The sequence below is a fragment of the Klebsiella sp. BDA134-6 genome, assembly GCF_015601345.1.
GTDB classification, from domain to species: Bacteria; Pseudomonadota; Gammaproteobacteria; order Enterobacterales; family Enterobacteriaceae; genus Klebsiella; species Klebsiella grimontii.
On sequence record NZ_CP064784.1, the window covers coordinates 875,456 to 887,733 of the forward strand.

11 protein-coding genes are annotated in these 12,278 nt (G+C 57.7%); 5 read left to right on the forward strand and 6 right to left on the reverse strand.

The annotated features are described in order from the left end of the window. Nucleotides 1–13 precede the first annotated feature (13 nt). Nucleotides 14–643, forward strand: a complete 630-nt coding sequence (locus IYV58_RS04105) for an alanyl-tRNA editing protein (RefSeq protein WP_004128797.1) — start codon at nt 14–16, stop codon at nt 641–643. 44 nt (nt 644–687) lie between these two features. On the opposite strand, the gene IYV58_RS04110 is transcribed toward IYV58_RS04105, so the two are convergent. The 6 genes from IYV58_RS04110 to citS all read right to left on the reverse strand — a co-directional run bounded on the left by IYV58_RS04110 (nt 688) and on the right by citS (nt 8,117). Continuing rightward, nucleotides 688–1,386 (reverse strand): citrate response regulator transcription factor CitB, encoded by a 699-nt coding sequence (locus tag IYV58_RS04110; RefSeq protein ID WP_004128800.1) that lies wholly within the window; start codon nt 1,384–1,386, stop codon nt 688–690. Then, complete coding sequence (locus IYV58_RS04115) at nt 1,379–3,007, reverse strand: citrate sensor histidine kinase CitA (protein ID WP_004128802.1); 1,629 nt, start codon at nt 3,005–3,007, stop codon at nt 1,379–1,381. Before IYV58_RS04115 ends, IYV58_RS04110 begins: the two co-directional genes overlap by 8 nt. A 255-nt stretch (nt 3,008–3,262) precedes the next feature. Next, nucleotides 3,263–4,564, reverse strand: a complete 1,302-nt coding sequence (locus IYV58_RS04120) for an oxaloacetate decarboxylase subunit beta (RefSeq protein ID WP_004125763.1) — start codon at nt 4,562–4,564, stop codon at nt 3,263–3,265. 15 nt (nt 4,565–4,579) lie between these two features. Beyond that, nucleotides 4,580–6,355 carry a sodium-extruding oxaloacetate decarboxylase subunit alpha gene (oadA, locus tag IYV58_RS04125; RefSeq protein WP_004125768.1) on the reverse strand — a complete coding sequence of 592 codons (1,776 nt, stop codon included), beginning with the start codon at nt 6,353–6,355 and terminating at the stop codon, nt 4,580–4,582. A gap of 15 nt (nt 6,356–6,370) precedes the next feature. Continuing rightward, a complete protein-coding gene (locus IYV58_RS04130; RefSeq protein WP_142481962.1) occupies nt 6,371–6,616 on the reverse strand; it encodes an oxaloacetate decarboxylase subunit gamma in 246 nt (81 codons plus the stop codon). Between the two features lie 160 nt (nt 6,617–6,776). Further along, on the reverse strand, nt 6,777–8,117 hold the full coding sequence (citS, locus tag IYV58_RS04135) for a citrate/sodium symporter CitS (protein ID WP_004128807.1): 1,341 nt from the start codon (nt 8,115–8,117) through the stop codon (nt 6,777–6,779). A 403-nt stretch (nt 8,118–8,520) separates the two neighbouring features. Here citS and citC point away from each other — a divergent pair, with 403 nt between their 5' ends. From citC to citF, 4 genes are read left to right on the forward strand one after another with little or no spacing between them, the layout of a single operon-like run. Beyond that, nucleotides 8,521–9,549 carry a [citrate (pro-3S)-lyase] ligase gene (gene citC, locus IYV58_RS04140; RefSeq protein WP_195729439.1) on the forward strand — a complete coding sequence of 343 codons (1,029 nt, stop codon included), beginning with the start codon at nt 8,521–8,523 and terminating at the stop codon, nt 9,547–9,549. A 29-nt stretch (nt 9,550–9,578) separates the two neighbouring features. Then, nucleotides 9,579–9,872 (forward strand): citrate lyase acyl carrier protein, encoded by a 294-nt coding sequence (gene citD, locus IYV58_RS04145; protein ID WP_004128811.1) that lies wholly within the window; start codon nt 9,579–9,581, stop codon nt 9,870–9,872. Further along, on the forward strand, nt 9,869–10,738 hold the full coding sequence (gene citE / locus IYV58_RS04150; RefSeq protein WP_004128813.1) for a citrate (pro-3S)-lyase subunit beta: 870 nt from the start codon (nt 9,869–9,871) through the stop codon (nt 10,736–10,738). Before citD ends, citE begins: the two co-directional genes overlap by 4 nt. 10 nt (nt 10,739–10,748) lie before the next feature. Further along, a complete protein-coding gene (gene citF / locus IYV58_RS04155; RefSeq protein ID WP_049122859.1) occupies nt 10,749–12,275 on the forward strand; it encodes a citrate lyase subunit alpha in 1,527 nt (508 codons plus the stop codon). The last annotated feature ends 3 nt before the right edge of the window (nt 12,276–12,278 follow it).

Genomic DNA, 12,278 nt, shown 5'->3' on the forward strand with positions numbered 1-12,278 from the left:
GAGGAGGACAACCATGACTGAACGCCTTTATTACACCAGCGACGCCACTGAATGCCTGGCGCGAGTCGTCAACTGCCTGAGCGAAGCCGATGGCCGCTATGCCATTGAGTTGGACCGCACGCTGTTTCACCCGCAGGGTGGCGGGCAGCCGGCGGATCGCGGCTGGATTGCCGATCTGGCGGTCGAAGGCGTGGTTTCGCGCGGCGATAGCGTAGCGCATATCGTTTCACAGCCGCTGCCGCCAGGCGAGGTCACGATCCGTATCGATGCCGAAAGCCGGCGGCTTCACGCGCGCCTGCACTCCGCCGGGCACGTGCTTGCCCAGGCCGGCGAGCAGTCAGGCTGGCAGCCGATGAAAGGACATCACTGGCCGGGAGAAAGCCGTATCATTTTTGCCGTGGGGGCTAACGGTGGGCTGCCCGAAGCCAGCGCACTGCTGGAAAAAGTCGCCGCCTGGCAGGCAGAAAATTTACCGCTTCAGGTCGCTTTTGCCGATGGCCTGCGCCAGGTTGGGTTCGGCGATATGCAGAGCTATCCTTGCGGCGGTACGCACGTTGCCAGCCTGTCCGAGCTGGGGAAAATCGTCATTAACCAGGTGAAGATGAAAAAAGGCCAAATTATTGTCAGCTACACCGTGGAATAAGCGCATGAAAGGAGATGCGCGATGAACAGGGCATCTCCTGGGACTTAAATATGCGCAGGATGTTTACCGTGATAAATCCGCTCCGGTCTGCCGACTTTGCCATAGCTGATTTCAGCTTCAAGAAAATCGTTTTTAACCCCCTGCTCAAGGTATCGGCGGGCGGTGGTTTTACTGCTGCCGAGAATACGGGCGAGCGTGTCTGCGGTATGGACCGTTTCCGGGTCGGCGAAAAGCTGTAATACCCGGTTAAAGGTGCTCTCATCAATACCGCGCAGCGGAGAGCCTGCGGCTTCCGTATGCTCTTTTGCCTGGATATTGAACAGGGCGTCAACATGGGTTTGGCTTGCCTGTTCGCTCGAGCGCAGAGAGCTGCGATAGCGGGCAAAACGCTCAAGGGTATGCTGTAATCGCTGATAATGAACCGGTTTAATCAGGTAATCAAAAACGCCCATCCGCAGGGCTTCGCTGATGGTATCCATATGGTTATCGGCAGTGATGAAAATGATGCGCCCTTGATAATGCGTGTTGACGGCGTGGCGGATCAAATCGAGCCCTTTACCATCGGGCAAGAAGTTATCCAGCAGAGTGAGCTGGGGCTGATAGAGGCGAAGCAGCTTTTTCGCGCTTTCCAGTTTATCGGCAATACCAATGACTTCGAACTGGGGAAATTGCTTGATCGTATCCACCAGGATTTCCGCCAGCATAGGTTCGTCTTCAACGATGAGAGTTGTAATGCTATCCATGATGTTCATCTCTGGTCAGGGGGATATAAAGGGTAAAAATGGTGCCAAAAGGAATGTTGTTATCGACGACGATATTACCGCCGGCCTGCTCAACGTAACTGCGAACCAGCCAGAGTCCAATGCCGTGATCGCCGCTGCCGCTGCTGGTGACGCCGCGTTCAAAAATACGATCGCGCAGCGATTCGTCAATTCCACAGCCCTGGTCGGCGATCTCGACAATCGCTTCGTCGCCCTCGCTGTTGATCAGGCATTCGATCTGCCTTGAACCTGTCGGCTGGCGCAAGGTGGCGTTGTAGGCATTGTCCAGCAAATTACCGACGATCGAGATCCACTCATTATGCGAAAGCGACGAGGGTAAGCTCTCAACGTGGCAGGCGGGATCGAATACCAGCTCTATTCCGAGCTCTTTGGCGCGGTAATACTTGCCGATCAGCAGCCCGGCAAGGTGATTCACTTTAAAATTACGGGCAATAAAATCGAGCACCTTCTGGTGGCTTTCAGATTGCTGCTGAATAAGATCCAGCGCGTTGTCATAGCGTTTTAAAAACAGCAGCCCGGCTATGGTGGAGATCAGATTGCGATGCTCGTGCTGCACGGCCCGCAGATTATCCGCGTACTGCTGAACCTGGCTGAGCTGCAGGCTCAGGGTGTTGATATCGTCTTTACTGCGAAAGCTAATGACCCAGCCCTGAGGCTCGCTATTGAGCGTGACGGCCATGCGGCTGGCGATCACTTTAATCTGGTTAAAGGTGACGATTTCGTCTTTTTTATTGGTCTGCGGCGCGTCATAGAAGAATGTCTCCTGAGAGATCACGCTGCTGATGCTTTTGCCAATCAGAATGGTTTCCGGCTGGCTCAGGTTTAATAGCCTCCTTGCGGTTTGATTGATGGCGGTAATTCGGTAGTGGGAGTCAATGGCTATCAGCCCCTCAAAGACCGATTCAAACAGGACGCTCTGCTGGATAAGCAGCTGTGAGAGCTGCTGGGGTTCCATATTCAGCATCTGTTTTTTAATGTGGAGCGAGAAGCGCCGGGCGCAGTAGAGCAGCAGAAGCAGCATGATCGCCATCGGGATCATCAGCGATCCGATTTGCAGACTCAGCCAGTTTTCTAACTGTTCGATGGTGTAGCCCACCGATACAATACCGATCACCTTCCCGGTGCTGTCCTGGATCGGCGACTTGCCGCGTAGTGAAGAACCGAGCGATCCTTTACGCACCGACACGTAGCTTTTAGCGTTATATAGCGCCTCGTCGCTGTCTCCGCCTTCCATCGATTTACCGATCTCCTCTGGATTCACGTGATACAGGCGCCGGCCTTTCGCGTCGCCGACGGTGATATAGGTAGCGTCGGAAAACGAACGCATCGGGTCGATAAGTGCTTTAATGCGCGGTAGATCATGTTTCTCCACCGCGTCAACCAGTTCGGGCATAGCGGAGATCTGCATCGCCTGAATCAGCGCGCGCTGTCCGACCTGGTAATGCAGGCGCTCCTCGGTAATGCTGGTGAGATACCATGACATCGCCAGCATCACGATTGTCGAGGTAAACAGGATCAACAGGAAGATGCGGTTCTGAAACGAACGTCGGGCAAACCAGTGCGTGATTTTTCGGGCAAACATTGGGCGAATTGATATCAAAAGGTTATTTTCTCTTTTTTAGCGGCCGACGGCGCGGAATTGGCCCACAAATTTACTGATTTCAGAACACGTTTAGTCGGAATACGACGTTTTACGTACCTCCGGTTTGGGCTTTGGCGCCGCCTGGGATATTTCCCGGAGGCGGCGCGTAGCGCCTGTCCGGGCTCCCTATCCGCAGACGGCGGTGCATTTGTAGCCCGGATAAGGCGTCAGCCATAATCCGGGAAAGGTAACGGTTTACATCGCCAGCACGTACTTGAGCATCACCCCGGCGGCAATCGCCGAGCCAATCACTCCCGCCACGTTCGGGCCCATCGCGTGCATCAGCAGGAAGTTCTGCGCATCCGACTCCAGCCCCACTTTGTTCGACACCCGCGCCGCCATCGGTACCGCCGACACGCCCGCCGAGCCAATCAGCGGGTTGATTTTGTGCTTACTGCACAGGTTCAGCAGCTTCGCCATCAGCACGCCCGCCGCCGTCCCCACGCAGAACGCAATCACCCCCAGCACCAGTATCCCCAGCGTCTGCGGCTGCAGGAACTTGTCCGCCACCAGCTTCGCCCCTACCGATAACCCGAGGAATATCGTCACGATATTTATCAGCCCGTTCTGCACCGTGTCGCTCAGGCGCTCCACCACCCCGCTCTCGCGCATCAGGTTGCCGAAGCAGAACATCCCCAGCAGCGGCGCCGCGTCCGGCAGCAGCAGCGCCACCAGCAGCAGCAGTACCGCCGGGAACAGAATCTTCTCCCGCTTACTCACCGTGCGCAGCTGCACCATGCGGATTTTCCGCTCCTTCTCGCTGGTCAGCGCCTTCATAATCGGCGGCTGGATTAACGGCACCAGCGCCATATACGAGTACGCCGCCACCGCGATGGCGCCCAGCAGCTCCGGCGCCAGTTTCCCGGAGAGGTAAATCGCCGTCGGCCCGTCCGCGCCGCCGATGATGCCGATGGCCGCCGCCTGCGGCAGGGTGAAGCTGATAATCCCGAAGTAGTTCAGCGTCAGCGCCCCGAGCACCGTGGCGAAGATGCCGAACTGCGCCGCCGCCCCCAGCAGCAGGGTCCTCGGGTTGGCCAGCAGCGGGCCGAAGTCGGTCATCGCCCCGACGCCCATAAATATCACCAGCGGGGCGATGCCCGAGCCGATGGCGACCTTATAAAAAATCGCCAGCACCCCGGCGGAGTAGCCCATATCCACGGCGAGGTCTTCCATCTGCCCCTGCACCGACGGCAGCGCCAGGGCCAGCGCCTCCTTGATGGCATGAACGTCCGGCGTACAGTTAAGCTTCGCCGCAATCACCGCCAGCTGCCCGGCGTCGTGATGGGCCAGCAGGCTCTCCAGGGCGGTCAGCGCCAGCCCGGCCTCGGGAATATTCGACAGCAGCCCGCCGAAGCCAATCGGCAGCAGCAGCAGCGGCTCGAACTTCTTCGCGATGGCCAGCCACAGCAGCAGCAGGCTCACCAGCAGCATGACGGCCTGGCCGCCGCCGAGGTGCATCAGCCCCATGCCCTGAATCAGGGCGTTCAGACTTTCCATTTCCGTTCCTCTTCCTTACGCCAGGGCCAGCAGGGTGTCGCCCACCGCGACCGCGTCCCCGGATTTCACCGCGATACCGCGCACGGTCCCGGCCTGCGCGGCGCGGATTTCGGTTTCCATCTTCATGGCCTCCAGAATCAGCAGTACGTCGCCCTCGGCCACGCTCTGGCCCTCGGTGGCCAGCACCTTCCAGATAGTGCCCGCCAGCGGCGCGGTCACCGGCGTACCGGCGCCTGCCGGGGCGGCAGCCTGAGCCGGGGCGGAAGGCGCCGCCGGAGCGGCCGCTGTCAGCGGGCTGATATCGCCGCCGTCGCTGACCTTCACCACAAAGGCTTTCCCTTCCACTTCCACGGTGTAGACGCCGGAAGCGGCAGCTTTCACCGGAGCGGCGGCAGGTTTTGCCTCTTCCGCCTGCGGCAGCGGCTCAAAGGCCGCCGGGTTATGGCGGTTCTCAAGGAACTTCAGGCCGACCTGCGGGAACAGCGCCACGGTGAGCACGTCGTCGATGGCGTTCTCCGCAAGCGTGATGCCCTTCTCCTGCGCCTGGCGCTTCACGTCGGCTTCCAGCTCCGCCAGCTCCGGCTTCAGCAGGTCCGCCGGGCGGCAGGTGATGGCTTCGGCGCCGTCCAGTACGCGGGCCTGTAATGCCGCGTTGACCGGCACCGGGGTGTGGCCGTACTCGCCCTTCAGAATGCCGGCGGTCTCCTTCGCAATGGTTTTGTAGCGCTCCCCGGTGAGGACGTTAAGCACCGCCTGGGTGCCGACAATCTGCGAGGTGGGGGTGACCAGCGGGATAAAGCCGAGGTCTTCGCGCACGCGGGGGATTTCCGCCAGCACCTCATCCAGACGGTGGGCGGCGTTCTGCTGCTTCAGCTGGCCTTCGAGGTTGGTGAGCATGCCGCCCGGCACCTGGGCCACGAGGATACGGCTGTCGGTGCCCTTCAGCTGGCCTTCGAAGGCGTGGTATTTTCTGCGCACTTCGCGGAAGTACGCGGCGATGCTCTCCAGCTTCAGGATATCCAGCCCGGTGTCATGCTCCGTTCCGGCCAGCGTCGCCACCAGCGCCTCGGTGGCCGGGTGGCCGTAGGTGGCACTCATGGACGAGATGGCGGTATCGACGCCGTCGACGCCGGCCTCGATGGCCTTCAGCAGGGCCATCTCCGCCATCCCGGTGGTGGCGTGACAGTGCAGGTGCAGCTTCACGTCATAACGTTTTTTGATTTCACTCACCAGCTCAAAGGCGGCCATCGGGGTGAGAATGCCCGACATGTCTTTAATCGCAATGGAATCGACGCCGGTTTCCAGCAGCTGTTCGGTCAGGTCGAGCCAGGTCTGCAGGGTGTGAGCCGGACTGGTGGTGTAGGAGAGCGTGCCCTGGGCGTGCGCGCCGTGGCTGCGCACTGCCTGCAGGGCGGCCTGCATATTGCGCGGGTCGTTCATGGCGTCGAAGACGCGGAACACGTCCATGCCGTTTTTGACGGCGCGCTCAACGAAGCGCTGCACCACGTCATCGGCGTAGTGGCGGTAGCCGAGCAGATTCTGGCCGCGGAGCAGCATCTGCAGCGGGGTCTTCGGCATGGCCTTTTTCAGTTCGCGCAGGCGGACCCAGGGGTCTTCGCCGAGGAAGCGGATGCAGGCGTCGAAGGTGGCGCCGCCCCAGCATTCGAGGGAGCCGTAGCCCACGTCGTCGAGCCGCGCGGCGACGGGGAGCATATCGTCGAGGCGCAGGCGGGTGGCAAAAAGGGACTGGTGGGCGTCGCGCAGGACGACATCGGTAATGGCAACGGTCATGGATTCCTCCGTGAATTAAGGGTTAAGGCGGCGATGGTGGTGAATAGCGGCGACAATTACCGGCTTTAAGCGGGCGAAGTCGTCAGCGGGCGCGGCGGCAGGTGTGGCCTTCAGCGCGGGAGCCGGTTCCGGGAAGAAGCGGTTGACGGCGGCGGACATGCTGCGGATGGCGAAAATCAGCAGGAACAGAAACGACAGCACAAAGCCCATGCCGAGGCACATCAGGGTGAAGCCTTCACCCAGCAGAACTGCATCACTCATGAAAAGATCCAAAAGTAAGGGCACGATGGCGTGCCTGAAGGCTAACCAACCGGTGCTTCCGGCTAAGGAGTAGGGTGGATTTCCCGAAGCCGCCCCCGGCTCTGGACCCTAAATAGCACCGCTGTGGTTGACGCTCAAACATCGCCATCGTGCGTGTTGGTTACATCATCATGCCGAACACGATGCTGGCAATGACCAGCACAATACCGCCGCCCAGACGGGAGGAGATTTGCGCATAAGAGATAAGATTCATACGGTTACAGGCAGAGAGTACTTCCAGGTCGCCCGAGCCGCCGCGGTTAGCCATGCACAGACCGGCGGTGATCGCGGATTCAATCGGGAAGAAGCCAATCATCCAGCCGCCGATGGCCGCGCCGATGACCGCGCCCACGACGATCACCGCCGCGATGATGACGTTCGCAAAGGTAATCGCGTCGATAATTTCCTGCAGGTCGGTGTAGCACACGCCGACGCCGACCATCAGTACCCACAGCAGTTGCTTAGAGAAGAAGTCAGACAGGCGTTTAGCGCCAGCTTTAATCTCAGGCGAGCAGAGGCCGGAAGCGTTCAGCGCCGCGACGATCAGCACCATCCAGGCGAAATAGTGGATAGATACGCCGCCAATGCTTGGCAGAATTTTCTTGGCGATAACGTAGGCCAGCAGGAAGCAGGTTGTGGCGAGCACCAGGCCGACGGCCGTTTCGCGATGGGTAATCTGGCCCGCTTTTTCATCATCTTCTACTTTGAAAGAGGCCTTGCGCACCAGCTCGCCTTCGCCGCTCAGCCAGGTGTGCTTTTTACCGATAATATCGAGCAGCGCGGCAAACACGATGGCAAAGATGTTGGCGATGGTCAGGATAGCAATCGCGGTGGAGTAGTACTCTTCACGCGAACGGCCGGTGACGGAGTGATAAATTTCAGATAGCGGCACCGCGCCCGCGCCGTTGCCGCCACCCATAATAGGCAGGACGTACAGCATCATAATGCGGTCGATGGAGATACCGAAGCACAAGCCGATGAGAATCCCGAAGATGGATGCGCCGAGGATCCCCATTAAAATGGTCGGAATATAACCCAGCAGAGATTTCAGCAGCAGCTTACGGTTAACCGAGAGGATTGCACCAGTAATCAATACTGCGATGAATAAGTTCAGGAAGTTACTTTTATCCATCACATTAGTGATCGCATCAATTTCTTTCTGGGTGAAAATGCCTGCATAAACGAAATAGGCGGCCACGAGGAAGATCATCACCGGCGCGCCGCCGATATATTTATTGAAGATCGGCAGGCGTTTGCCAATTTCTCCAAAAACGGCGCCAATAATAAACATGATGGCGAAGCCGCCGACAATGTCGGTCGGCAGGGCATTATAAAAGTGTGAAAGTAGTAAAGTGATTAACGCAAAGGCGTAAAGCGGTAGCGGCATGCCGAAGATTTTAAACCCCAGAATATCGCTAACGCCTTTTTTCTCTGCAGATGGAGCCTGGCTCATATTAGTCATATGACGTCACCCTGTTAAAAAAAGGAATATACACATCATCCTTCAAGCTCCCTCTTTGTTGGCAGCCTTCACTCACCCCAGTCACTTACTATGCGTAAGCTCCTGGGATTCATTCAGTTACCGCCTCGATGCAACTTGAATGATTTTGTGTATTAATGCCGTTAGAAAAAGCAATAATAGGACGGCGGCATAATAATAAATGTACCTCAGGATGATATGTGATTATCTTCACTTATTGGCCGTGTTTTTAATTAATTTAATTGTTTTTATTCTTCTGAATTAATTAACAACATAAAAACCATAAAGCCAATTAAGGTTCGGGGAAAAGTGTGATTTAAATAAAAGAACCGCTATGCGAACGATGGCGAAATACAGCTCGTTTTGGTTAATGAAGCGCAGAAAAATGAATCTGATATTAAAACGCGTCGCGTTGCAAAAAGATCCCCGGCGGCGAGAGGCGATTGACCTCTTTCTTCACCAGCATCAGCTTTCGCTGGAGGTGGACTGCGAAATCGTGATTGTTGCCGAATACCAGCGGCGGATTGTCGGCTGCGGCGCGATTGCCGGCTGCGTGCTCAAATGTATTGCCGTCGATCCTTCGCTCCAGGGGGAGGGGCTCAGTCTGAAGCTGCTGACTGAATTGATGACCCAGGCGTATGAACTGGGCCGTAGCGAACTGTTTTTGTTCACCAAACCCTACAATGCGGCGCTATTTTCCTGTGCCGGATTCTGGCCTATCGCCCGCGCGGGGGATCAGGCTGTATTAATGGAGAATAGCCGCGAGCGTCTGTCGCGCTATTGCCGCCAGCTGACGATGTATCGCCAGCCCGGGGAGAAAATCGGCGCCATCGTGATGAACGCCAATCCCTTTACCCTGGGGCATCATTGGCTGGTGGAGCAAGCCGCTCGCCAGTGTGACTGGCTGCACCTGTTCGTGGTGAAGGAAGATGCTTCGTTTTTCAGCTATCGCGATCGCGTGGCGCTGATTGAACAGGGGATCGCCGGGATCGCCAATGTGACCCTGCATCCCGGATCGGCCTACCTGATCTCCCGGGCCACGTTTCCGGGCTACTTCCTTAAAGATCAGGGCGTGGTTGACGATTGTCACTGTCAGATCGATCTACAACTCTTCCGTGAACGTTTAGCCCCGGCGCTGGGCGTAACCCACCGCTTTGTCGGCAGCGAACCGCTGTGCGAATTAACCCGCCAGTACAACCTGCGCATGCGCCAACTGCTGGAAGCGCCCGGCGACGCGCCGGCCATTCAGGTGGTTGAGCTGGCGCGGGTTGAGAAAGAGGGTGGGCCGATTTCCGCCTCTCGGGTGCGCAGGCTATATCAGCAGCGCCAGTGGTCGGCGATTGCGCCGCTGGTACCGCCGGGAACTCTCTCTTTTCTAATGCATCTGGCGGAAAGCGAACATCAAACCGCCTGATTTACCTCCATAACTAAGGATCAGCTTCTATGGAAATGAAGATTGACGCCCTGGCCGGCACGCTGGAATCCAGCGATGTGATGGTCAGGATCGGGCCGGCTAATGAGCCAGGCATTCAGCTTGAGATCGACAGCATTGTGAAGCAGCAGTTTGGCGCGGCGATTGAACGGGTGGTCAGAGAGACGCTGACGCAGCTTGGCGTTACCCGGGCGAACGTCGTCGTCGATGATAAAGGCGCGCTCGAATGCGTGCTGAAGGCTCGCGTTCAGGCCGCGGCGCTGCGCGCGGCGCAACAATCTCAACCGCAATGGAGCCAGATATGAAACCTCGTCGCAGTATGCTGTTTATCCCCGGCGCCAACGCCGCGATGTTAAGCACCTCGTTTGTGTACGGCGCTGACGCGGTGATGTTTGACCTCGAAGATGCCGTCTCGCTCCGTGAAAAAGATACCGCCCGCCTGCTGGTGCATCACGCGCTACAGCATCCGCTCTATCGGGATGTGGAAACCGTGGTGCGTATTAACCCGCTCAATACGCCGTTTGGTCTCGCCGATCTTGAAGCGGTAGTGCGCGCGGGCGTGGACATGGTGCGCCTGCCGAAAACCGACAGCAAAGAAGATATCCACGAACTGGAAGCGCACGTCGAGCGGATTGAACGCGAGTGCGGACGGGAAGTAGGGAGCACTAAGCTAATGGCGGCGATTGAGTCGGCGCTGGGCGTGGTGAACGCCGTTGAGATTGCTCGCGCCAGCCCGCGCCTGTCGGCGATCGCGCTGGCGGCTTTCGATTACGTCATGGATATGGGCACCTGCCGCGGCGACGGCACCGAGCTGTTTTACGCCCGCTGCGCGGTGCTGCACGCGGCGCGAGTCGCCGGGATCGCGGCTTACGACGTGGTGTGGTCGGATATTAACAATGAAGAGGGGTTCCTCGCGGAAGCGAACCTGGCGAAAAATCTTGGCTTTAACGGCAAATCGCTGGTCAACCCGCGCCAGATCGAACTGCTGCATCAGGTCTATGCCCCAACGCTGAAAGACGTTGAGCATGCGCGGGACGTTATCGCGGCGGCGGAAGAGGCGGAACAGCGCGGTCTGGGCGTGGTATCGCTGAACGGTAAGATGATAGATGGACCGATTATCGACCATGCGCGCAAAGTCGTGGCGCTGTCGGCTTCCGGCATTCGTGATTAAGGAGCAAATAATGAAAGAAACCGTAGCAATGCTTAATCAGCAGTACGTGATGCCGGAAGGATTAGCGCCCTATGCGGGTGTGACGGCGAAAAGCCCGTGGCTGGCCAGTGAAAGCGAAAAGCGCCAACGTAAAATCTGCGCCTCGCTGGAGGAGGCGATTCGCCGTTCGGGCCTGCAAAACGGCATGACCATCTCCTTTCACCACGCCTTTCGCGGCGGCGACAAAGTGATCAATATGGTGATGGCGAAGCTGGCTGAAATGGGTTTTCGCGATCTGACGCTGGCCTCAAGTTCGTTGATCGATGCCCACTGGCCGCTGATTGAGCATATTAAAAATGGCGTGGTCCGCCAGATTTACACCTCCGGCCTGCGCGGTAAACTGGGAGAAGAGATTTCCGCTGGTCTGATGGAAAACCCGGTACAAATCCACTCCCACGGCGGCCGCGCGCATTTAGTACAAACTGGCGAGCTGACCATTGATGTGGCATTTCTTGGCGTGCCCTGTTGCGATGAATATGGCAATGCCAACGGCTTTAGCGGTAAATCCCGCTGCGGCTCGCTGGGTTACGCCAAAGTCGATGCAGAAGCCGCAAAATGCGTGGTGCTACTAACCGAAGAGTGGGTTGATTATCCGAATTACCCGGCGAGCATTGCCCAGGATCAGGTTGATCTGATCGTTCAGGTCGATGAAGTCGGCGATCCGGCAAAAATTACCGCCGGGGCGATCCGGTTGACCAGTAATCCGCGTGAGCTGCTGATCGCGCGCCAGGCAGCCAAAGTGATCGAACACTCAGGCTACTTCAAAGATGGATTCTCTTTGCAAACCGGCACCGGCGGCGCGTCGCTGGCGGTGACTCGATTCCTCGAAGATAAAATGCGTCGCAATGAGATCACCGCCAGCTTTGGTCTGGGTGGGATCACCGGCACGATGGTCGATCTGCATGAAAAGGGCCTGATTAAAGCGCTGCTGGATACTCAGTCCTTCGACGGAGATGCCGCGCGTTCGCTGGCGAATAACCCCAACCATATTGAAATTTCTGCTAACCAATATGCCAACCCAAGCTCTAAAGGTATCGCTTGCGAACGCCTGAATGTGGTGATGCTGAGCGCCCTGGAAATCGATATCGGATTCAACGTTAACGTGATGACCGGTTCTAACGGCGTGCTGCGCGGGGCATCCGGCGGCCACAGCGATACGGCGGCAGGCGCTGATTTAACCATTATCACCGCACCGCTGGTGCGCGGACGCATTCCGTGCGTGGTAGAGAAAGTGCTGACGCGCGTGACGCCGGGCGCCAGCGTAGATGTGCTGGTAACCGATCACGGTATCGCTGTTAACCCGGCTCGTCAGGATCTGATTGATACCCTACGCAATGCCGGTATCCCATTGATGACCATCGAAGAGCTGCAGCAGCGCGCCGAGCTGTTAACCGGTAAACCTGAGCCTATCGAATTTACCGACCGCGTCGTGGCCGTCGTGCGCTATCGCGACGGTTCGGTAATTGATGTGATTCATCAGGTTAAAAACGCCAGCTAACGC